Origin of the sequence: Streptomyces sp. MMBL 11-1 (assembly GCF_028622875.1) — a bacterium.
In the GTDB taxonomy this organism is placed as follows: domain Bacteria; phylum Actinomycetota; class Actinomycetes; order Streptomycetales; family Streptomycetaceae; genus Streptomyces.
In genome coordinates, this window is record NZ_CP117709.1 from 4,247,716 (window position 1) to 4,268,416 (window position 20,701).

The 20,701-nt window shown below is 71.3% G+C and carries 17 protein-coding genes; 7 read left to right on the top strand and 10 right to left on the bottom strand.

Annotation, left to right across the window (positions count from 1 at the left end):
• Window positions 1-32 precede the first annotated feature (32 nt).
• Window positions 33-1,250, top strand: coding sequence for a cytochrome P450 (locus PSQ21_RS18700; protein WP_274031707.1), 1,218 nt, complete (start codon window positions 33-35; stop codon window positions 1,248-1,250).
• A 27-nt stretch (window positions 1,251-1,277) separates the two neighbouring features.
• On the opposite strand, the gene PSQ21_RS18705 is transcribed toward PSQ21_RS18700, so the two are convergent.
• The 3 genes from PSQ21_RS18705 to PSQ21_RS18715 all read right to left on the bottom strand — a co-directional run bounded on the left by PSQ21_RS18705 (window position 1,278) and on the right by PSQ21_RS18715 (window position 2,924).
• Window positions 1,278-1,622: a hypothetical protein gene (locus PSQ21_RS18705; protein WP_274031708.1), complete on the bottom strand. Its 345-nt coding sequence runs from the start codon at window positions 1,620-1,622 to the stop codon at window positions 1,278-1,280.
• 111 nt (window positions 1,623-1,733) lie between these two features.
• On the bottom strand, window positions 1,734-2,006 hold the full coding sequence (locus PSQ21_RS18710) for a DUF1876 domain-containing protein (protein ID WP_073800077.1): 273 nt from the start codon (window positions 2,004-2,006) through the stop codon (window positions 1,734-1,736).
• A 33-nt stretch (window positions 2,007-2,039) separates the two neighbouring features.
• A complete protein-coding gene (locus tag PSQ21_RS18715; RefSeq protein WP_274031709.1) occupies window positions 2,040-2,924 on the bottom strand; it encodes a diacylglycerol kinase in 885 nt (294 codons plus the stop codon).
• 186 nt (window positions 2,925-3,110) lie between these two features.
• Here PSQ21_RS18715 and PSQ21_RS18720 point away from each other — a divergent pair, with 186 nt between their 5' ends.
• Entirely contained in the window at window positions 3,111-4,394 is a 1,284-nt protein-coding gene (locus PSQ21_RS18720) for an adenylosuccinate synthase (RefSeq protein ID WP_030082081.1), read from the top strand.
• 316 nt (window positions 4,395-4,710) lie between these two features.
• On the opposite strand, the gene PSQ21_RS18725 is transcribed toward PSQ21_RS18720, so the two are convergent.
• Entirely contained in the window at window positions 4,711-6,165 is a 1,455-nt protein-coding gene (locus PSQ21_RS18725) for an MFS transporter (RefSeq protein ID WP_274031711.1), read from the bottom strand.
• 647 nt (window positions 6,166-6,812) lie between these two features.
• Between PSQ21_RS18725 and PSQ21_RS18730 the strand changes: the two genes are divergently transcribed.
• The 5 genes from PSQ21_RS18730 (at window position 6,813) to PSQ21_RS18750 (ending at window position 13,443) form a co-directional block, all read left to right on the top strand.
• On the top strand, window positions 6,813-7,160 hold the full coding sequence (locus PSQ21_RS18730; RefSeq protein WP_274031713.1) for a response regulator transcription factor: 348 nt from the start codon (window positions 6,813-6,815) through the stop codon (window positions 7,158-7,160).
• A 105-nt stretch (window positions 7,161-7,265) separates the two neighbouring features.
• Window positions 7,266-7,997: a TetR/AcrR family transcriptional regulator gene (locus PSQ21_RS18735; protein WP_274031714.1), complete on the top strand. Its 732-nt coding sequence runs from the start codon at window positions 7,266-7,268 to the stop codon at window positions 7,995-7,997.
• Between the two features lie 449 nt (window positions 7,998-8,446).
• Window positions 8,447-9,841: an MFS transporter gene (locus tag PSQ21_RS18740; RefSeq protein ID WP_274031715.1), complete on the top strand. Its 1,395-nt coding sequence runs from the start codon at window positions 8,447-8,449 to the stop codon at window positions 9,839-9,841.
• A 38-nt stretch (window positions 9,842-9,879) separates the two neighbouring features.
• A complete protein-coding gene (locus tag PSQ21_RS18745; RefSeq protein ID WP_274031717.1) occupies window positions 9,880-11,670 on the top strand; it encodes an ABC transporter ATP-binding protein in 1,791 nt (596 codons plus the stop codon).
• Window positions 11,671-11,685: 15 nt separating this feature from the next.
• The gene (locus PSQ21_RS18750) at window positions 11,686-13,443 is read left to right on the top strand and encodes an ABC transporter ATP-binding protein (protein ID WP_274031718.1); all 1,758 of its coding nucleotides are present in this window, start codon (window positions 11,686-11,688) and stop codon (window positions 13,441-13,443) included.
• A gap of 41 nt (window positions 13,444-13,484) precedes the next feature.
• Here the strand turns inward: PSQ21_RS18750 and PSQ21_RS18755 are convergent, their stop codons facing one another.
• The 6 genes from PSQ21_RS18755 to PSQ21_RS18780 all read right to left on the bottom strand — a co-directional run bounded on the left by PSQ21_RS18755 (window position 13,485) and on the right by PSQ21_RS18780 (window position 20,260).
• Entirely contained in the window at window positions 13,485-14,279 is a 795-nt protein-coding gene (locus PSQ21_RS18755; protein WP_274031719.1) for an alpha/beta fold hydrolase, read from the bottom strand.
• Between the two features lie 101 nt (window positions 14,280-14,380).
• A complete protein-coding gene (locus PSQ21_RS18760) occupies window positions 14,381-15,568 on the bottom strand; it encodes an acyl-CoA dehydrogenase family protein (RefSeq protein ID WP_274031720.1) in 1,188 nt (395 codons plus the stop codon).
• A gap of 97 nt (window positions 15,569-15,665) precedes the next feature.
• Complete coding sequence (locus tag PSQ21_RS18765; RefSeq protein ID WP_274031721.1) at window positions 15,666-16,820, bottom strand: acyl-CoA dehydrogenase family protein; 1,155 nt, start codon at window positions 16,818-16,820, stop codon at window positions 15,666-15,668.
• A complete protein-coding gene (locus tag PSQ21_RS18770; RefSeq protein WP_274031723.1) occupies window positions 16,817-17,095 on the bottom strand; it encodes an acyl carrier protein in 279 nt (92 codons plus the stop codon). Before PSQ21_RS18770 ends, PSQ21_RS18765 begins: the two co-directional genes overlap by 4 nt.
• Window positions 17,079-18,632 carry an amino acid adenylation domain-containing protein gene (locus PSQ21_RS18775; protein WP_274031724.1) on the bottom strand — a complete coding sequence of 518 codons (1,554 nt, stop codon included), beginning with the start codon at window positions 18,630-18,632 and terminating at the stop codon, window positions 17,079-17,081. The genes PSQ21_RS18770 and PSQ21_RS18775 overlap by 17 nt, the downstream gene beginning before the upstream one ends.
• Window positions 18,629-20,260: a (2,3-dihydroxybenzoyl)adenylate synthase gene (locus PSQ21_RS18780; protein WP_274031725.1), complete on the bottom strand. Its 1,632-nt coding sequence runs from the start codon at window positions 20,258-20,260 to the stop codon at window positions 18,629-18,631. The genes PSQ21_RS18775 and PSQ21_RS18780 overlap by 4 nt, the downstream gene beginning before the upstream one ends.
• Between the last annotated feature and the right edge of the window lie 441 nt (window positions 20,261-20,701).

Sequence of the window (20,701 nt, forward strand, 5' to 3'; positions counted from 1 at the left end):
CTAGCTGTGCGCCCGGGCGCTACAACAGACTCATGCACACCAAACCGGCAGCAGCCTTCGATCCCTGGTCGCCCGCGTTCGTCGCCGATCCCTACCCCGCCTACACCGCGCTGCGCGCCGCCGGCCGGGCGCACTGGTTCGAGCCGACGGGGCAGTGGCTGATCCCGCACCACTCCGACGTATCGGCCCTGCTGCGCGACCGGCGTCTCGGCCGGACGTATCTGCACCGCTTCAGCCACGAGGAGTTCGGCCGGACCCCGCCGCCCGCCGCGCACGAGCCGTTCACCACGCTCAACGGGCAGGGAATCCTCGACCTGGAGGCCCCGGACCATCCCCGGATCCGGCGGCTGATCTCCAAGGCGTTCACCCCGCGTACGGTCGAGAACCTCGCCCCGACCGTACGGCGGCTGGCGGCCGGGCTGGTCGACGCCTTCGTGGCGAAGGGCGGCGGGGACCTTCTCGCGGAGGTCGCGGAGCCGCTGCCGGTCGCCGTGATCGCGGAGATGCTGGGGGTCCCGGAGGCGGACCGGGGCCTGCTGCGGCCCTGGTCGGCGGCGATCTGCGGGATGTTCGAGCTCAACCCGTCGGAGGAGACGGCCGAGGCCGCAGTCCGGGCCTCCGTCGACTTCTCCGCGTATCTGCGCGGGCTCATCGCCGAGCGGCGCGCCGACCCCGGCGAGGACCTGATCTCGGCCCTCATCGCCGCCCACGACGAGGGCGAGCGGCTGACCGAGCAGGAGATGATCTCGACCTGTGTGCTGCTGCTGAACGCGGGCCACGAGGCGACGGTGAACACCACGGTCAACGGCTGGCGCACGCTCTTCCACCACCCGGAACAGCTGGCCGCCCTGCGCGCCGACCCCGCGCTGCTGCCGCGCGCGATCGAAGAACTCCTGCGCTACGACACCCCGTTGCAGATGTTCGAGCGCTGGGTGCTGGACGACATCGAGATCGACGGTCAGGTGATCCGGCGGGGCGCGGAGGTGGCGCTGCTGTTCGGCTCGGCCAACCGGGACCCGGAGCGGTTCGCGCGCCCGGACACGCTGGACCTGACCCGGGAGGACAACCCGCACATCACCTTCGGCGCGGGCATCCACTTCTGTCTGGGCGCCCCACTGGCCCGGCTGGAGCTGGCCGCCTCCTTCGGGGAACTGCTCAGCAAGGCGCCGGCCCTGCGGATGACGGCCGAGCCCGCGTGGCAGCCGGGGTATGTGATCCGGGGACTGAAGGAGCTGCGGGCGGAGGTGTAGTGCGCCCGGGGTTCCTCGACCCCGGTCTCAGCAGGGCGAGCCGCAGTCCCGCACCGCCTGCGTGCCGGCCAGAACGTCGAAGACGTACCCGAAGGCGGCGATCCCCGCGACGGCCGCCACCAGCCCGAGCGCCGGGCGCCACCGGCCCCGCACGAGGGCGAAGGCGGCCAGGGCGGCGGCGGCCCCGCCCACGGCCATGACGGGCAGGCCCAGCCAGAAGACGTCCGGGTTGGTCTCGCTCTCGAAGCTGCCGAAGAGGCCTCTCCTGCCGTACGGGAGCCAGACCGCGATGCCGGCGAGGGTGCCGAGCACGGCGGTCAGACAGCCGGCGGTTCCGACGACGGCTTCCCGCCGTGAGTTCTGGATCTCCATGCCCGGGGGGACGCGCCGGGGCGAGGGCGCGGTTCCGCCTCCGGAGGAACCGCCCCGGGCGCGCCCGGCCCCACCGGCGATCGAGGAGCGGGGCGGGGAGGAACCCGGGCCCTACGTCAGCGGGTACGACGACCTGCCCGACGCCTCGTCGATCTCGTCGTGCGCCTTGGTCAGCAGTTTCATCGCCAGTTCGTTGAGCGCCCTGGCCCCCGCGATCTCCTCGCCGACCCGCTGCTGGTCGGCGTCCGAGGGATGGCGGCTGGCGTAGCCGTGGGCGCGTACCTCTGTTCCGTCGGAGAGTCGGACGAGCGCCGCCGCGCGGGTGCGGTGGGTGTCCTCCTCGAATTCGAGGTCGATGTGCCATCCGACAGCGATCCTGGTCATGACGGTCACCTCCGGGACGTCTCGGGCCGTCTTCTACCAGCGTGCGCCCGCGCTCCCGCCCGCGCTCGCCGGGCCCGGCAGCATCAGCCCCCAGGCGCCCGCCCTCACCGTCCAGGTCCGGGTGCGGACCGGCCCCCCGGTCTGTATGTCCGCCCGGTAGCGGAAGTCCGCGCCGGAGACCGTGACGGCCTTGGCCTCCGCCGTCACGTCCTCGCCCGAGGAGGTGCGGACGACGACGTCGGCGAGGCCCCCGCCGCCCTGGGACGTCACCGAGACGCCCCGTACCGGCATGTCCAGGTCGCTCAGCAGCACCCCGTCCGCCTCGACGCGCAGGCGGTGCGTGCCCGGGTGCGTGCCGGCCGCGACCGGGGCCGGGCGGACCAGGGAGGTCATCAGCGAGCGGCAGGTGTCCCAGACGGCCGTGACGCCCGAGTGCGGGCCTCCGGGGCCGGGCGGCGGCGGGGCCGGGGCGGGGATGCGCAGGTGGCCGAGGACGACGCCGTCACTGTCGTCGACCAGCAGGTCCAGGCGCCGCACCGCACCGTCCAGCGCGGTCCGCGCCGCCGCCACCGCGCCCCGGGGGACGCCGAGCGCGTGGGCCACCTCCAGGGCGTGCGCCGCGCCGACCGGGATCAGGGAGAGGACGCCGGTGGCCAGCTCCCGTTCGCGGTGGAGCTGGGCCACCGCGCGCAGCAGCGCGTGGTCGTCGCCGACCACCACGGGGCGGCGGGAACCCCGCCGGGACAGGGCCCGCGCGAACTCCTCGGGGGTGTCCGGAAGACAGATCTTGGCGTGCGAGCCGGCGCTCAGCACGTCCTTGGCGATACGGACGGACTCGCCGTCGGTCCGGCGGGCGACCGGGTCGATGACCACCAGGAGCTGGTCGTCGCCGTCGCCGGGGGGCTCTGCAGCCGACACCTCGGTCCTTCCTCGGGTAGCATCTTGGTGCAAGAGCCCCTTGCGCTATTGCGCCAGGGGCTTCGTCTATTCCGGGGCACCCGGTTCGACGGCTCAGGCTTTGCCGTACATCGTCGTACGGCAGGTACGACCTTGACGTACGCCCCCTGGCCTTGGACATGCCCCGCCCGGAAGGGGTGTACGCCTGTGCCCGCACTTGTGCTGCTCGGTGCTCAGTGGGGTGACGAGGGCAAGGGGAAGGCCACCGATCTCCTCGGTGGATCCGTGGACTATGTCGTGCGATACCAAGGCGGTAACAACGCCGGTCACACGGTCGTCGTGGGCGACCAGAAGTACGCACTGCATCTCCTCCCCTCCGGAATCCTGTCGCCGGGTTGTACCCCGGTCATCGGGAACGGTGTCGTGGTCGACCCGGCGGTCCTGCTCTCCGAGCTGAGCGGTCTGAACGAGCGAGGCGTCGACACGTCCAAGCTTCTGATCAGCGGCAACGCTCATTTGATCACTCCGTACAACGTCACGCTCGACAAGGTGACCGAGCGCTTCCTGGGGAAGCGCAAGATCGGCACGACGGGCCGGGGCATCGGCCCGACGTACGCCGACAAGATCAACCGGGTGGGGATCCGCGTCCAGGACCTCTACGACGAGTCGATCCTGGAGCAGAAGGTGGAGGCGGCCCTGGAGCAGAAGAACCAGCTCCTGGCCAAGGTCTTCAACCGCCGGGCCATCGAGGCCGGCAAGGTCGTCGAGGACATGCTCCAGTACGCGGAGCAGATCAAGCCGTTCGTCGCCGACACGACCCTGATCCTGAACGATGCCATCGACGAGGGCAAGGTCGTGCTCTTCGAGGGCGGCCAGGGCACCCTGCTCGACGTCGACCACGGCACGTACCCCTTCGTCACCTCGTCGAACCCGACGGCGGGCGGCGCCTGCACCGGTGCCGGTGTCGGCCCGACGAAGATCAGCCGCGTCATCGGCATCCTCAAGGCCTATACGACGCGGGTCGGCGCCGGTCCGTTCCCGACGGAGCTGCACGACGAGGACGGCGAGGCGCTGCGGCGCATCGGCGGCGAGCGCGGTGTCACCACCGGCCGTGACCGCCGCTGCGGCTGGTTCGACGCCCCGATCGCGCGGTACGCGACCCGGGTCAACGGCCTGACCGACTTCTTCCTCACCAAGCTCGACGTCCTCACCGGCTGGGAGCAGATCCCGGTCTGCGTGGCGTACGAGATCGACGGCAAGCGCGTCGAGGAACTCCCGTACAACCAGACCGACTTCCACCACGCGAAGCCGATCTACGAGAACCTGCCGGGCTGGTCCGAGGACATCACGAAGGCCAAGACCTTCTCCGACCTGCCGAAGAACGCGCAGGGTTACGTGAAGGCCCTGGAGGAGATGTCGGGCGCACCGATCTCCGCGATCGGCGTCGGCCCCGGCCGGACCGAGACCATCGAGATCAACTCGTTCCTGTAGGAACGACTCCCGGGAGCGGCCGGGCGGCATCGCGGCGGCGGACGACGGGCATGACCCGTCGACCGCCGCCGCACCCGTCGGGGCGGCGGCGATTTCTTTTCCGCGTGCTCTCCGCGACGGGCATCATGGAACATCATTCCGGGGTCCGCTTGCCGCTCCCCGGAATCCGGCCCGCCCGCATCACGTGCGACGCCCCGCATTTCCGGTTGCTGTTTTGCCCAGCTGCCGGAATGCGGTGCGGAATTCGCATTCCGCTTGTTGTCGAAATGCGCTCCACGGCTCGCGGCAGGAGCCGGCCCGGGTCGGACGAATTCTTCTACACCGGTTTCAGTGACGGCTCTCGCGCGGCGGAATCCGGCTGTGCGGCGCTGTCCTTGGCGAGAAGTACGGCGATGAGTACGGCGCCGAGAACGAGCAGCCCTGCGGCGATGGTGAGCGTCAGCGAAAAACCCTCTGTCGCCGCGCGCAACGGGCCGACGGAATCGGTCAGATCCTCGCTGCGCCGGGTGGCCACGGAGACCAGGACGGCCAGGCCCACGGCGCCGCCGATCTGCTGCACCGAGCTGAGGATCGCCGAGCCGAGTCCGGCGTTCTCCTCGTCGGTGCCCCAGACCCCGGCGATGGCGAGGGCGGGGAAGCCGAGGCCGGAGCCGAAGCTCACCACGAGCATGCCGGGCAGCACGCCGAGCGCGTAACTGTCGTTCGGCGACACCCCGGAGAGCAGCAGGAGTCCGCCCGCGCTGATCAGGAACGCCAGCACCAGGGTCCACCGCAGCCCGAGTCTGACCACGACGCGGGAGGAGCACCAGACTCCGGTGAGGATGCCCGCGCCGTAGGGCAGATAGCCGAGTCCGGCCTTGAGCGGGCCGTATCCCAGCACCGTCTGCAGGTGCAGCATCAGCAGGAAGGAGAGGGAGAAGAAGGCGGCGGTGAAGAGCAGGCCCGCGGTGTTGGAGACCGCGCGGATCCTGACGGAGAGGAACGACAGGGGGATCAGCGGATCCGCCGTGCGTGCCTCGACCACCACGAAGAGGGCCCCCAGGGCGACGCCGAGCAGCAGCGGCGCCAGGACCGACAGGTCGCTCCAGCCCGCCTCCTCGGTCTGGAGCAGGGCGTAGACCAGGGAGACGATGGCACCGGTGCCCAGCAGCGCTCCCGGGACGTCCAGCCGGGTGGGGCGGTCGGTGCGGCTCTCGCCGACCAGGCGCGGCAGGATCGCCAGGGCCAGGACGGCCACCGGCAGATTGATCAGGAAGATCCAGCGCCAGGACGCCAGGCCGGTGAGCGCGCCCGAGATCACCACCCCGGTCGTCCCGCCCAGGCCGGCGATGGCGCCCCAGATGCTGAGCGCCTTCGCGCGCTCCTTGCGGCCGGGGAAGAGCAGGGTGATCAGCGCCAGGGCCGCCGGGCTTGCCATGGCCGCGCCCGCGCCCTGGGCGAAGCGTCCGGCCACCAGTTGCCAGGGCTCCTGGGCGAGTCCGCAGAGCAGGCTCGCGGCGCCGAACAGGGTGACGCCCCAGAGGAAGACCCGGCGGCGGCCGATCAGGTCGCCGAGGCGGCCGAAGAGCAGCAGCAGCCCGCCGAAGGCGAGGAAGTACGCGTTGGCGACCCAGGTCAGGTCCGTGGTGCTGAAGCCGAGGTCGCTCCTGATGCTGGGGAGCGCGACGTTCACGACGGTGTCGTCCAGCACCAGCATGAACTGGACGAAGCAGAGAACGACGAGTGCGGCCTGCCGACGGCCGGGTGCGGCGGGGGTGGAGACCGCTGTCATACGGAGTCGTCCCTACGACGCCTGGGTGGGGTGGGCGCGTTCGTGCGGCCGGGGCTTCTGTGGCGGGGGCGCTTGGTCATCACCCGACGACGCTATGGAGGAGGCGTTGCCGACCGCAATACGATACCCAGCCAAACATACCCGGTGCGGGTATCTGGCCTGGGGAGCTGAACGGTTCGGGAGCGCGGTGGCGACGGGGCCTGACGTCGGCGGGGAGGTGGCGTCGGCGGCCGGCGAATCCATCCGGCGATGGCATCGGTTTTCAGCCATTCTGGGGTTTCGCGAGCGTGGCTGTGAGGTGTTTCCGGCACCGGAGAGCGGTATCCCGCGGGAATGTTCCTGTGTTCTGTGCCGGTGTGCGAAGCGGTGCTTCATGATTCACCTGCTTTGCGGTCAGGTGATGTCGGTGAGATCTTGACCTGTTCGGTAGGGCGGCATAATCTTTCTACTCGTGTAATTGATTCAAAATCTTCGCGAGATGAGGTTTGGTTGGGCGGATGTGCTGCGGCAGGAACTTCGACTCCGGATGTCAAGAGGCCGACCGTATGTCAACGGTTGCCCCATCTGGTTAATGAGTGCTCATTAATACGGATCAGCTTCATCTGCTGGTCAAGCCCTGCGGTGCTTCTCGCATTAAGGATCTCTCGATGACGGCGATGCAGCTCAGTACACGGCAAATAGAAATCCTTTCCCTCATCGCGGCGGGCTACCGCGACAAACAGATAGCCCAGCGCCTGGGCATGTCGGTCCGGACCGTCGACTCGCACCTGCAGCGTCTGTACGACCGGTACGGAGTCCGGAGCAGGGCCGGGATCGTCGCCAAGTGGCTTCTGGAGGGCGGGGTCCGGGGCCTGAAGCAGGCGGGGGCGACCTCGCTCATGGAGGCCTGCGCGTGCGACGAGCGCAAGCGGCGTCAGTGCGGTGAGCGGCGTGGGGGCGAGTCCGAGCCCGTCGCCGGCGGTCAGCTGGTGGAGGGGTCGCTGTCGCTCCGGTGACCGGACGGCGCCTTCGCCCGCGCGGCGGTGCGCAGCCCGTCGGCGCGGTGACCCCGCGCGGTGTTCCTACTATGGGTGCGGAGTCGACAGAAGGGACCTCCGCCCATGAGCACGCGGGACACCAGGGCAAGCACCAGGGGCTCACGTCCGCGGCGCATGGGCCGGCCGCCCATGGCCGACCGGGAGGCCATCATCGCCGCGGCGCTCGGGATCGGGTTCGCCCGCCTGACGATGCCGGCCGTCGCCGAGCGGATGGGTATCTCCCACTCGACGCTCTACCGGTACTTCCCGAGCCGCGACGCGCTCGCCGCGGCCGCCGCCGACCACGCCGTCGACGCGATCGCGTGGCCCGAGCCCGAGGACGACTGGCGCGCCTTCCTCACGGCGACCGCGTGGGCCCACTGGCAGTTGTTCGCCACCCGGCCCGGCCTGGCGCAGGAGATCACCGCGCTCCGGCTCACCGGCCCCGGGCTGGTGGGGCGCGAGAACCGGACCGGGGTCGCGCTGCTCGGCTACGGGTTCTCCGCCGAGGACTCTGTTCTCATCATGGACATGCTTGCGGAGCTGGTCACTCAGGCGTTCCTCGCCGTGCTGCCGCAGGGCAGCGACGACTCCGAGCCCGGCGACGACTCCGAGCCCGGCGGCGGCCCCGACGAGGGGGCGGCGGCGATCGAGGCGGTCCGCCGCCGCCGCCGTGAGCTGATCGGTCCGTGGATGCACACCTTCGACCCGCGGCTGCGCGGTGTGCTGGCCGACGCCGTCGCGGGCTCGCCCGCGGCCTGGTTCGAGCGCAAGCTCGACCTCTTCCTGGACGGGGTCGCCGGCCGCCGCCACTGAGCCGGTTCCGCGACGGGGCCGCCCGCCGCCGTCACTGAGCCGGATCTGCGGGCGGGGCCGCCGGGCCCCGTCACCGCGCTGTTCAGCACACCCTCAACTCCCTTGTGAAACAGGGCTCGGCAACTTTCCGACACTGTGTTATAAAGTAAGTGTCATACGGTGCTCGGCCCGTACCTCCAGGTGCGGGCCGACTGCCGACCACTTGCCTGCACAGGGCCCGGCCCGCCGCTCCGCGGCCTGCCGGAACGGAACGCCACGTCTCACCGGGAGCGCTGACAGCGCATCAGCGGCTCCCCGGTGAACCCGCGCTTCGGGCCGACGTGCCTCCCGAGCCTCTTGCCGGGAGTCTCCATCCGGCGTGCCCGGCGCCAGCCGCTCAGACACGCTGCCAACTCAAGCGAGGACCGATGTCAGACTCGGATGTCCGCGAATCCGGAGCAGAACGACCGGTGGCCGACGGGGGTGACCCCCGGCGCTGGCGCGCGCTGTGGATCATCGTCGCGGCCCAACTACTGGTCGTACTCGACGCCTCGGTGGTGAACATCGCCCTGCCGTCGGCCCAGTCGGCGCTGGAGATGTCGGACTCCAGCCGCCAATGGGTGGTCACCGCCTACTCCCTGACCTTCGGCGGGTTCCTCCTGCTCGGCGGGCGGGTGGGCGACCTCAAGGGGCGCAAGAAGCTCTTCATCGCGGGCCTGATCGGCTTCGCGGTGGCGTCGGCCGTCGGCGGCTTCGCCGTGAACGAGGCGATGCTGCTGCTGGCCCGAGCGGCCCAGGGTGTGTCCGCCGCCTTCCTGGCGCCGGCCGCGCTGGCCCTGCTGACCACGCTCTTCACCTCGCCCGCGGAGCGCGCCAAGGCCTTCGGTATCTTCGGCGCGGCGGTCGGTACGGGCGGCGTCGTGGGCATGATCCTGGGCGGAGTGCTCACCGAGTACCTGTCGTGGCGCTGGTGCCTCTGGTTCAACGTTCCGGTGGTCCTGCTGCTTCTCGGTCCGGCGATGCGCGGACTCACCGAGAGCAAGGGGGCCGAGTCCTCCAGGCTCGACGTGCCCGGGACCCTGACCGCGACGCTCGGCGTCGGTTCGCTGATCTACGGCATCTCCGAGGCCGTCGAGGTCGGCTGGCTCGGCACCAGCACCCTGGTGTTCGGCGGTGCGGGTCTGCTGATCCTCGCCCTCTTCGTCGTGATCGAGCACCGGTCGGCGGAGCCGATGATGCCGCTGCGGATCGTGCTGCACCGGGTGCGCGGCGGCGGCTACCTCGTGGTGGTCCTCATCGCGAGCGGTCTCTACGCGTACTACCTGTTCCTCACCTACTTCCTCCAACTGGTCAAGGACTACTCGGCGTTGATGACCGGCATGGCCTTCGTGCCGATCGGTGCCGGCATCCTCTTCGGCTCCATCGCGACCGGCAAGATGCTCGCCGGGGTGAGCGCGCGCGCCGTCATGATCGGCGGGCTTCTGCTCGGCGCGGCCGGGTGTGCCCTGACCGGCACCATCCAGCCGGACACCGGTTTCTGGACCGTCCTGCTCCCCTCGCAGCTCCTGATCGGCCTCGGTATCGGTGCGGCGTTGACGACCGTCATGCGGCTCACGCTGGACGGGGTGGCGCCGGAGGAGAGCGGGGTGGCCAGTGCCCTGACGAACGCGACCCGGGAGATCGGCGGCGCGATCGGCATCTCGGCGCTCAACGTGGTCGCGATCTCCGTCGCCAACGGGGACCGCGGGAAGGACGCCATCACCGACGGTTACGCGGCGGCGTTCCTGGGCGGTGCCGGGCTGTTGCTGCTGGCGACCCTGATCGTCGTCGTCATGGGCAGGACCCGGCCCGCCGCCACCGCGTAGGCGCGGGACGGGGAGGCACGGGACGAGGAGGCGGCCGGATGGCGACGAGCGGGGAGACCATGGAGAGTGAGGACCGGGCGGCGGGCGGACGGCCCGCCGGAGCCCTCGGGGAACTGCTGGGGCCGGTGCGCGGGCGGCTGATCCTCGGCGTCGCGCTGCAGGCCGTCGCCTCGGTCAGCTCCCTGGGGTCGTTCATCGCGATCTATCCGCTGGCCACGGCGCTGCTGGCACAGGACGACGACCGGGCGTGGCGGGTGGTGCTGTTCGCCGCCGTCACCCTGATGGTGCGGTTCGTGGCCCAGTCCCTGAGCTACCTCCTCATGCACGACGCGGACATGGAGTTCCAGCTCCGGCTGAGGCGGCGGCTCGCCCGCCGCCTCAGCCGGCTGCCGCTGGGCTGGTTCTCCTCCCGCAACAGCGCTGCGGTCAAGAAGACCCTCGCCGACGACGTCGAGGCGCTGCACTACCTCGTCGCGCACTCGCTGCCGGATCTGACGATGGCGATCGTGGCCCCGGTCGCCTCCCTGGTCTATCTCCTGTCCCTGGACTGGCGGTTGACCCTGTTCACCCTGGTCACCATGCCGGTCTTCGGGGTGCTGTTCCGGGTGACGGGGCGGCGCAGCGGACGGCAGGGCGAGCGGCTGGGCCGGGCGATCGTCGGCGTCAACGCGGCGGTCATCGAGTTCGTGCAGGGCATCACCGTGATCAAGGCGTTCGGTCAGCGGGGCCGGGCGGACGTCCGGTACACCGCGGCGGTCGACGACTACATGGCCACGCTGAGCGCGGTGAAGGGGCCGATCCTCCGGCTGAGTTCGATCGCGTACGCCGTGGTCAGTCCGGCCACGATGCTGCTGGCCTCCCTCGGCGGCGGCACGCTCTTCGTCGCCGCGGGCTGGACCCGGCCGGTCGATGTGCTGCCCTTCGTCCTGCTGGGGCTGGCGATCGCCGCGCCGCTGGTCGTGGTGACCTACGCGCCGCAGGCCGTCAACCAGGCGAGGCAGGCCGCGACCCGGGTCTCGGAGTTGCTGAACACCCCGGTCCTGGCCGAGCCGGAGCGGCCGGCCCTGCCGTCCGGGAACCGGGTGCAGTTCACCGACGTGACGTTCGGCTACACCGCCGACAAGCCCGTTCTGCGGGGGTTCGGTCTCACCCTGGAGCCCGGCACCGTCACCGCGCTGGTGGGCCCCTCCGGCGCGGGCAAGTCGACCGTGGCCGCGCTGCTGCCCCGGTTCTTCGACCCGGAGCACGGGGCGGTGTCCATCGGCGGCGTCGACGTACGCGAGATGACCTCGCAGGAGCTGTACCGCCGGGTGAGCTTCGTCTTCCAGGACGTCCGGCTGCTGCGGGCCACCGTCGCCGACAACATCAGGATGGCCCGCCCCGACGCGCCGATCGCCGATGTGGAGGCGGCGGCCCGGGCCGCCCGCTGTCACGACCGCATCATGGAACTGCCCCGGGGCTACGACTCGGTGGTCGGTGAGGACGCCCGGCTCTCCGGCGGCGAGGCCCAGCGCGTTTCCATCGCCCGCGCGCTGCTCGCCGACACTCCCGTCCTGGTGCTCGACGAGGCCACCGCGTTCGTCGACCCGGAGGCCGAGGCGAGCATCTACGACGCACTGTCGGTCCTGGTCGCCGGCCGCACCGTGCTCTTCGTCGCGCACCGGCTGCACACCATCGTGGAGGCCGACCAGATCGTCGTCCTGGACAAGGGGCGCGTCGTGCAACGCGGCACGCACACCGAACTGGTCGCCCGCGAGGGCCCGTACCAGGGGCTGTGGGACGCCTACACGGCGTCCGGCGCCGATCTGGCCGCGTACCCGAACCGCTGACCCGGAGGGAGCACCGTGCACAGCCAACTCGTCCGAGTCCTCGGCTCGGAACAACTGCGCCCGATCAGGAAGCACCTGATCGCCGTGATCGTCTACGCGGTACTGCAGGGGGTCGCGTTCGCCCTGCTCGTACCGGTACTGAGCGCCCTGCTGGACGGTGACGCCGGGCGGGCGGGGGCCTGGCTGGGGCTGCTCGCCCTGGTCACCGCGGCGGCCGGCGCCGCCTACTACGTCCAGGCGCTGCTCGGCTTCACGACCGCCGTGTCCACCACGGGCCTCCTCTACCACCGGCTGGGCGAGCGGCTGGGCCGGCTCGGCGTCGGCTGGTTCTCGCGGGCCAGGCTCGGGCCCCTGACCCGGCTCGCCACGGGCGGGGTCGGCGAGGTCACCCAGCTCTTCGCCCATCTGCTGGCGCCCCTGATCATCTCCATCGTCAGCCCGCTGACCGTGCTCGCCGTCATGGTCTTCCTCGACTGGCGACTGGCCGCGGCGATGGCCGCGGCCGGGCCGCTGCTCTTCCTGGCCTACCGCTGGTCGGCGTCGGCGATCGGCCGTACCGACGCGGTCGTCGACGACGCCATGGCACGGGCCAACGACCGGATCTTCGAGTTCGCCCAAGCGCAGCCCGTCATCCGGGCCTTCGGCCGCGGGGACACCCGGAACGACCGGCTCGACCAGGAGATGGAGCGCCAGCACGACATCGGGCTCAGCCGGCTGCGGAGGGCGTCCCTGGCGCGGGGCGCCTTCGGCGCGACGGTCCAGCTCGTGGTGACAGCACTGCTCGCCCTCGCCACCGCACTGGCCCTCAACGGTTCCGTCGGCGCGGCCGAGCTGATCGCCCTCGCGGTGCTCCTCGTACGCTTCAGCGAGCCGGTCGGTGCGCTCAGCGACGCCGGGGGAGCCCTGCGGGCGGTACGGAACCGGCTGGACCAGCTGGACGAGATCTTCCGCACGCCGCCGCTGCCGGAGCCGGACGAACCGCTGCACCCGGCCGACGCGACGATCGAGCTGTCCGACGTCCGGTTCCGCTACCCCGGCTCCCCGGGGACCGAACCGGTACTGGACGGGGTGGACGCCCTGCTGCCCGCCAACACCATGACCGCGCTGGTCGGCCCCTCCGGGTCGGGCAAGACCACGGTCACCCGGCTGATCGCCCGCTTCTGGGACGTGGACGGCGGCTCGGTGCGGATGGGCGGAGTGGACGTCCGGGACATCGACGCCACCACCCTGGCCGCCCATGTCGCGATGGTGTTCCAGGACGTCTACCTCTTCGAGGGCACCATCGAGGACAACGTGCGCGTCGGCCGCCTCGACGCGACCGCGGACGAACTGGCGGACGCGGCCCGGCTGGCCCGGGTGGACGAGATCGTCGAGCGGCTGCCCGACGGCTGGAACACGGCCGTCGGAGAGGGCGGGGCCTCCCTCTCCGGTGGCGAACGGCAGCGGATCTCGCTGGCCAGGGCGCTGCTCAAGCGGGCGCCCGTCCTGATCCTCGACGAGGCCACCTCAGCACTCGACCCGGTCAACGAGATGGCGATCTCCGACACCCTGCGCACCCTGGCCGGGCGCTGCACCCTGCTGGTCATCGCGCACCGGCTGCCGACGGTGGTGGCCGCCGACCGGATCCTCGTCCTCCACGAGGGGAGGGTCGCCGAATCGGGGACGCACACGGATCTGCTGGCCGGGGACGGGATCTACCGGCGCTTCTGGCAGGAGCGCAGCCGGGTCCAGGGGTGGCGGCTCCGCTCCGGCGCGGACCGGGCGGGGGCGTAACCGTGCCGGGCCGCCGCAACGGGCAGCCGGCGCCGGAGCGGTCAGGACGAGGGCGCCGGGGTGCGGGGGCGCCGCGCCGTCGTGACCTCGTCCGCCAGGAAACCGGCCACCGCCTCCAGGGTCTCGCCGGGCCGCTCCAGATGGGGGGAGTGCCCGCAGCCCGCCGGCTCGATCAGGCGGACGGGCCCGGCGACGCCCTGCTCGATGGCGAGCAGCTGGCGGACGGTCCCGTACTGGTCGCGCTCGCCCTGGACCAGCAGGACCGGGTCCACGACCCCGCGCAGCTCGCCCTCGATGTTCCAGTCGCGGAACGCGGGGGAGAGCCAGACGTCCGCCCAGGTGTGGAAGACGGTGTCCGGATCGTCGTGGAAGCCGGCCAGCCGGCCCGCCAGCGGCCCGTTCCGGTACGACTCCCGGGCGGCCACGATCCCGGCCAGGGTCTCCGGTTCGACGAAGACGTGCGGCGCGATCAGCACCAGACCCGCCACCGGATGCCCGGCCGCGTGCAGCAGGGCGATGGACGCCCCGTCACTGTGCCCGACGAGGACGGGGCGTTCCAGGCCGAGGCGGTCCAGCAGTTCCGGCAGGACGTCCGTGGCCTCCTCCCGCAGGTAGGAGACCGGGCGCGGGGTCCGTGCCGGGCCCGAACCGCCGTACCCGTGGCGGGAGTAGATCACCGCGGGCCGGCCGCTCGCCCGCGCGAGGGCGTCGGGGAACCGGCCCCACATCGCGACGCAGCCGAGCCCTTCGTGCAGGAACACCAGCGGGGCGAGGTCGTCCCGCCCCGCGATCCGCCGGTACTCGACGGGGCCGCGCTTCAGCTCGATCTCCGGCACAGCGGGTCCTCCTCCTCACGGTCGGCGTTCTGGCCGCCGGCCGACGGTCTGACGGTCGGCGTTCTGGCCACCGGCCGACGGTCTGACGGTCGGCGTTCTGGCTACCAGTCGAAGTTCTGGGCGTTGAACATGTTGAAGCCGAGCGTCGACTTGCCCACGTACTCCAGGCACTCGTCGGGCTTCGCGGGCATCACGGCACAGAACGCCGCCTCCCGCAGGAGCCGTTCCAGCGGTCCGCTGGTGCGCAGCGCGCCCGCTCCGCAGATCCGGGCGGCGCCGAGCGCGAGCCGGGGGGCGAGTTCGCCGATGCAGTACTTCGCCGCGTGCACGGCGGTGTTGGCCTCCAGGCTTCCGCGTCCCTCGTCGACCTGTCGTGCGGCGGAGTGGACCAGGGCCCGCGCGGCCCGCAGCTCCACGGCGAGGCGGCCCACCTCGGCCTGGACGACGGGGGAGGTGCGGCGGCCCTCGTTGTCCCGGAGGAGCCGGACCATGTGCTGCAGGATCGATTCGGCGATGCCCAGGTACGCGCCCATGTAGCCGGAGACCATCCAGTGCGGCTCCCGTACGAGCTTGAACAGGGAGAGCCCCTCGACACCGAGGAACAGCCGGTGCCGGGGGACCTCGACCTCGTTCATCGTCATGGTCGCCGTCTGGGTCCCGCGGAGCGCGGCGCCGTCCCAGACGCCGGAGAAGGCGACGCCGGGATCGTCCCTGGAGACCACGAAGTGCGACACCTCGTCCGCCTCCGACGTGCCGTCCTCACGGGCGGCGACGACATAGTGGTCGGCGATGCCGGCCAGCGAGACGAACGCCTTGGTGCCCTTCAGGATGTAGCCGTCGCCGGACGCCCGGTAGGTGGCCTGGAGACGGCGGAGCTTCGCCCCGGAACCCGTCTCGGAGGTCGCCGAAGCGAACATCCGCCCGTGCTCGACGACTTCGCCGAACACCCAGTCCCGGAACCGGGAGGCGCTCTCGGGAAGGCCGGTGCCGCCGGTCTCGCAGAGGGCGCCGATGGCCACGTTGTGCATGTTGAAGCCCAGGGCCGTGGCGCCGTCGCCGGTGGCGAGGGTCTCCAGGACCTTGGTGTAGTCGAGGAACGAGAGGCCCGCGCCGCCGTGCTCCCGGGGGACCAGGAGGGTCAGCAGGCCTGCCTCCCGCACCAGCCGGTAGCTGTGGTGCGGGGTGAGGGTCCCCCGGTCGACCTTCGCCGAGAGGAGCCTCAGCTCCTCGGCGGTGCTCCGTACCCGGTCGAGGAGGGGTTCCGCGGGTGGGGTGTCCGTGGCGTGCATGTGATCCTTTCTGTCCGATCCTGGCAGGTCTGTCCGGGGCTGCCGGGCCTGTCGGTGGCTGCCGGGCCTGTTCGGGGCTGTCCGTCCGGGCGGGAGGTCAGTTCTCCACGGGCAGCCCCAACTCGCGCGCCACGGTGATGCGCAGCAGGTCGTTCGGGCCCGCGTAGGTCGACGCCGCCATGGGGCTGGTCAGGTCGGCGGTGAGCCCCGAGTCCTCGATGAAGGAACGCACTCCGCCGAGCCGGGCCGCCTGCTGGCTGAACAGCAGGTAGTCCTCGGCCACGGAGATCTTGGTCAGGGCGGCGTCGGCCGCGAGCTGACGCGGTCGTTCTCCGGCGTCCAGGCGCGCGGCCATGCGGTAGACGAGCTCCCGGGAGCGGTACAGGGCGAGCGCCATGTCCGCCACGCGGGCCGCCACGATGTGGCTCGCTCCCATGCGGCGTCCGAAGTGCTTCCGGGTCGTGCTCCACTCCACGGTGCGGTCGAGCACCCGGCGCATGGGGCCGAGTGCGTAGGAGAGCAGCAGGGCCCGTTCCCACGCGGTGGTGAGCGTCAGCAGCCCCAGGCCCGCCCCCTCCTCGCCGACCATGCGGTCGGGGCCCAGCCGTACCCCGTGGAACGTGAGGGACCCCATGGGTACTTCGGTGAGGGCGGTCTTGGGGAACGGGGCGCTCTGTTCGACGCCGGGGGAGCGCAGGTCGACCAGGAAGGCGGAGAGCGCGAAGGGGCTGCGTTCGGCGGCCGTCCGGGCGAAGACGAGCGCGACGTCGGCCACCGGGGCCGCCGTGACGAACGACTTCGTCCCGGTGAGCAGATAGCCGCCGTCCTTCTGCGGTTCGGCCCGGGTCGACATCGACAGGGGATCGCTGCCCCCGCCCTCCTCGGTCAGGGCGTGGCAGAGCAGTACGTCTCCGCTCTCCGTGTCGCCGAGGCGGCGCTGCCCGTCCTCCCCGAGGACGGACCGCAGGGGGAACTGGATGCCGAACCGCTGGGAGGCCATGGCGTAGCAGAGTCCGGCGGCCGTTCCGGCCCGGCCGATCCCCTCGACCGTGGCCACGGACCTGGTCACCGGGCCGAGCCGGCCGGCCCCGGCGTCCGGGGCCGGGGCCGCGTCCCAGACGCCCCGGGCCGCGAACGCCTTCCACCGGGTACGGAAGTCGGCGCCGCCCGCGTCGGCCAGGGCGGATTCGGCCAGCCGGGCCGCGTGGGCGACGGTGTCCTCGATGTCCGTACGGAGGGCTCCTGGTGTCATGTCACCGGGCTCCCGTCGCCGGCGGCGGCCCGAGCCTTCTCGACGGCCGCCCAGAGGGAGTCGGGTGTACGGAAGTTGGCCGCCACGAGCGAGGTCTCCGGGAAGGAGATACCGGTGCTCGCCTCGACCCGCGCCACGATCCGCATGATGGTCAGGGAGTCCAGGAGCCCCGACACGAGCAGAGGTGTGTCGGGCTCCACCTTCTCGTCCAGAGCGCCGTGGGATTCCGAGACGATCTCCTGGACCAGGCCGCACAGTTCATTGACGTCTTCCATGATCCCTTTCCTGGGTCGGCGCCGCCGAAGCCAGCGCTTCGCGGTCGATCTTTCCTCGGCCGGTGAGTGCCAACCGGTCGACGAGATGGATGGCGTCGGGCACCATGTGCCGCGGCAGCGCCGCCGCGACGGCCTGACGCAGACGGGTCTCCGTCATGCTGTCGGCGACCGCGTAGAGGGCGATGCGTCCCTCGCCCGGGGCGGGCTCCGTCCACACCGCCGCGCAGTTGTGCACCGCCGGGAACTCCCGCACCACGCTCTCGATGTCGAACAGGTCGATGCGGTAGCCCCGGCGCTTCACCTGGTGGTCGCGGCGTCCGCGCAGGTGGATCTTTCCGTCGGCGCCGTAGTGGCCGAGGTCGCCGGTGAGATAGGCGGGGGAGCCGTCGCCGGGGGTGATGCGGGTGGTGAGCGGGCGCAGCTCACCGCCGATGAGATAGCCGAGGAAGACCGTCGGGCCGGACACGGCGATCTCGCCCTCGTCCCGGGTGACCCGGCCCGCCGCGTCGACGAGTTCGACGCGGACGCCCTCGATCGCCCGGCCGATGGAGAGGCCGTCCCGGGGGTCCCAGCAGTGGTCCACCTGCTCGAACGTGCAGACGTTGGTCTCGGTGGGGCCGTAGAGGTTGTAGAACTCGGCGCCGGTGAACAGTTCGGTGTACCGCTTGAGGTCGCCGGCGGGGAAGGGCTCCCCGGCGAAGGCGATGATCCGCAGGCCGGGCAGTTCCGCGCCGGTGGCTCCGCCCTTGTGCAGCATCGACTGGTACAGCGTCGGTACGGCGTAGAACACCGATATCCGCTCGGTCCGCAGCCACTCCACCACATCGCGCGGGAAGCCCTTGAGCACATCGGGCAGCAGCACCAGACAGGCGCCGGACAGCGCGCTGCCGAAGAGGTCGAAGGTGCTGAGGTCGAAGGTCAGCGACGACTGGGAGCCGATCCGGTCGGCCGGGGTGACGCCGAACCGCTCGACGGTCCACCGGACGAAGTGGAGGACGTTCTCGTGGGAGAGGAGCACCCCCTTGGGCCAGCCCGTGCTGCCCGAGGTGAAGAGCACGTACCCCGCGCCGGCCGCGCCGTCGAGCGGGGCCGACGGGCAGTCGACGGGGACGACGCCCAGGTGCCGCCCGAGAGGCCGGAGGTCCGCCGGAGCGCCGTCGGCGCACTCCTTCACCAGCTGGACGGTGGCGGTGTTCGACACCGAGGTGACGAGGAAGGTGATGCCCGCGTTCTTCACCATCCTGGCGGCCCGCTCCGGGGGCACCGCCATGTCGAGCGGAGCCGCGACAGCGCCGGAGCGCAGGACCGCGTAGATGCCGAGGACGGCCTCGATGCTCTTGGGCAGATGGATGCCGACGCGGTCGCCGGGACGGACCCCGGCGGCGGTGAGGGCGTCGGCCAGTTCGGTGACGGCCCGCTCCAGTTCCGCGTAGGTCAGGGTCCGTCCGCCCGCCGTGACGGCGGGCCGGTCCGGGTGGTCGCGTGCCGCGTCCGCCAGGAGCCGGTCGAGGCGGTTCGCGGCGGGGGAGGGGTTCATCCGGCCGACCCGTCCCGGAGCGAGGCGGCCAGCACCTTCTTGTCGATCTTCCCGACGGGGGTCAGCGGCATCGCGTCGAGCGTCCGCACTTCGGCGGGCGCCTTGTAGGCGGCCAGCCCCCGGTCGGCGAGGAAGGCCGACAGCTCCCCGCGGTCCGGCGCGCTCTCGCCGGCCGGCACGATGAAGGCGACGGGCCGCTCACCGAAGTCGGGGTCGGGTGCGGCCACCAGGGCGACGGACCGGATCCCGGGGTGGGCCAGCAGATGGTCCTCGACCTCCGTGGCCGGGATCTTCTCGCCGCCCCGGTTGATCTGGTCCTTCGACCGTCCCACCACGATGAGATGACCGGACGGCAGCTGCCGGACCAGATCGCCGCTGCGGTAGAACCCGTCCGGGGTGAAGCTCTTGGCGTTGTGCTCCGCCGCCCGGTAGTAGCCACGCAGGGTGTACGGGCCACGGGTGAGGAGTTCGCCCTCCTCGCCCTCGCCCACCTCCCGGTCGTCGGGGCCGACCACCCGCACCTCGTCGGCCGGGGAGATCGGCCGGCCCTGGACGGTGTTGATGATCTCCGGAGGATCGGTGAGCCGGGTCAGACAGAGCAGGCCCTCGGCCATCCCGAACACCTGCTGGATGGTGCAGCCGAACCCGTTGGACATCCGCTCGGCCTGCTCGTCGGCCAGCCGGGCGCTGCCGATCTGGAGGACCCGCAGCGTGGACAGGTCGGCGTGGGTCATCGACGCCTCGTCCAGCCAGACGGGCGCCATCTGCGGGTTGATGGCGGCGATGGTGACGCCTTCGTCCTCGATCAGGTCGAAGCAGTAGTCCGGGTCCGGGTTGCTCGCCAGGACGACCTTCCCGCCGACCCCGAGTGTCCCCAGCACGCCCGGACAGTTCATCGTGTAGTTGAACGCCACCGGCAGCGCCGCGAGATAGACGGACCGGCTGGTCAGCTCGCAGACCTCGGCCGCCGCACGCCCGTTGTAGAGGTAGTCGTCGTGGGTACGGGGGATGAGCTTGGGCAGCCCGGTGGTGCCCCCGGAGAGCAGCAGGAGCGCCATGTCCTCGCCCCGGGCGCGGGACTTCGGCGTCCGGGCCGCGGGCCGGTCCGTCAACAGGTCGGTGAAGGGGGTGAATCCGGTGCCGTGCCCCGGGTCGCCGACCACGACGACGTGTTTCAGGGCCGGGCTGTCGTTCCGTACGGCCTGGGCCAGCAGCCGGTGGTCGAAGCCGGCGTGCTGGTCGGGGATGACATAGGCCACCGCCTCGGAGAGCCGCGCCAGATGGGTGATCTCGCTGCTGCGATGGCCCGGCTGGGTGTGGACCGGCACCGCGCCGGTCTTCATCAGCCCGAACCAGAGGAGCAGGAACTCCACGCGGTTGGGGAGCTGGACCAGCACCCGGTCCCCGGCGGCGATCCCGAGGTCCGCGAGCCCTCGCGCCACCCGGTCGGAGCGCTCGTCCAGCTCGGCGTAGCTGAGCCGGATCCGGTCGTCGACGACGGCGATCCGGTCGCCGTACGCCCGGGTCCGGGCGCTCAGGAAGTGGGCGAAGGACTCCCCTCGCCAGTATCCGGCGCGCCGATATTTCTCGGCATCCGCGGCCGGCCAGCCAACCACATCGACGGTCATGAATGAGGCTCCTTTCGGCGACACCATTCAGGCGGCGCAACGTTCGTGGGCGAATCCGCCATGGAACGGAATGTGATGCCACGCAATTATCGGCGCCGGGTGCGTGGAATGCGGATGCAGCAGTGCTTGTGCGTCCCGCTGTTTCGCCGGATGAACGTAGCGCACGCCTCAATCCGAGGTCAACGGCGTATGTGCGCCGCCGGCTCGGTGGTGGCCCGGGGCCTGCGGGTGCCGGAAAAATACTGCAGAGAAATCCCTGTCGCACAAATACCTAGGGGAAATTTCCTCATGTGTTTCTACAGGCTTGCGGGTACTCGTTGACATCGAGAAAGGCCCTGTCGTACGGTCAAGCGGCCGGACCACCCGTAATTCCGCCAGGGAAATCTGCCGCTCTCCGGCAGGGGCGGGAATTACCGACAGCGGTGGCCCGTCCATTCAGCT

Bases quoted from the DNA above. Each gene is read 5' to 3' on its own strand.
- PSQ21_RS18730 (WP_274031713.1), top strand. From the start codon at position 6,813: ATGACGGCGATGCAGCTCAGTACACGGCAAATAGAAATCCTTTCCCTC.
- PSQ21_RS18745 (WP_274031717.1), top strand. From the start codon at position 9,880: ATGGCGACGAGCGGGGAGACCATGGAGAGTGAGGACCGGGCGGCGGGC.
- PSQ21_RS18760 (WP_274031720.1), bottom strand. From the start codon at position 15,568: ATGCACGCCACGGACACCCCACCCGCGGAACCCCTCCTCGACCGGGTA.
- PSQ21_RS18705 (WP_274031708.1), bottom strand. From the start codon at position 1,622: ATGGAGATCCAGAACTCACGGCGGGAAGCCGTCGTCGGAACCGCCGGC.
- PSQ21_RS18780 (WP_274031725.1), bottom strand. From the start codon at position 20,260: ATGACCGTCGATGTGGTTGGCTGGCCGGCCGCGGATGCCGAGAAATAT.
- PSQ21_RS18775 (WP_274031724.1), bottom strand. From the start codon at position 18,632: ATGAACCCCTCCCCCGCCGCGAACCGCCTCGACCGGCTCCTGGCGGAC.
- PSQ21_RS18735 (WP_274031714.1), top strand. From the start codon at position 7,266: ATGAGCACGCGGGACACCAGGGCAAGCACCAGGGGCTCACGTCCGCGG.
- PSQ21_RS18710 (WP_073800077.1), bottom strand. From the start codon at position 2,006: ATGACCAGGATCGCTGTCGGATGGCACATCGACCTCGAATTCGAGGAG.
- PSQ21_RS18725 (WP_274031711.1), bottom strand. From the start codon at position 6,165: ATGACAGCGGTCTCCACCCCCGCCGCACCCGGCCGTCGGCAGGCCGCA.
- PSQ21_RS18700 (WP_274031707.1), top strand. From the start codon at position 33: ATGCACACCAAACCGGCAGCAGCCTTCGATCCCTGGTCGCCCGCGTTC.
- PSQ21_RS18770 (WP_274031723.1), bottom strand. From the start codon at position 17,095: ATGGAAGACGTCAATGAACTGTGCGGCCTGGTCCAGGAGATCGTCTCG.
- PSQ21_RS18765 (WP_274031721.1), bottom strand. From the start codon at position 16,820: ATGACACCAGGAGCCCTCCGTACGGACATCGAGGACACCGTCGCCCAC.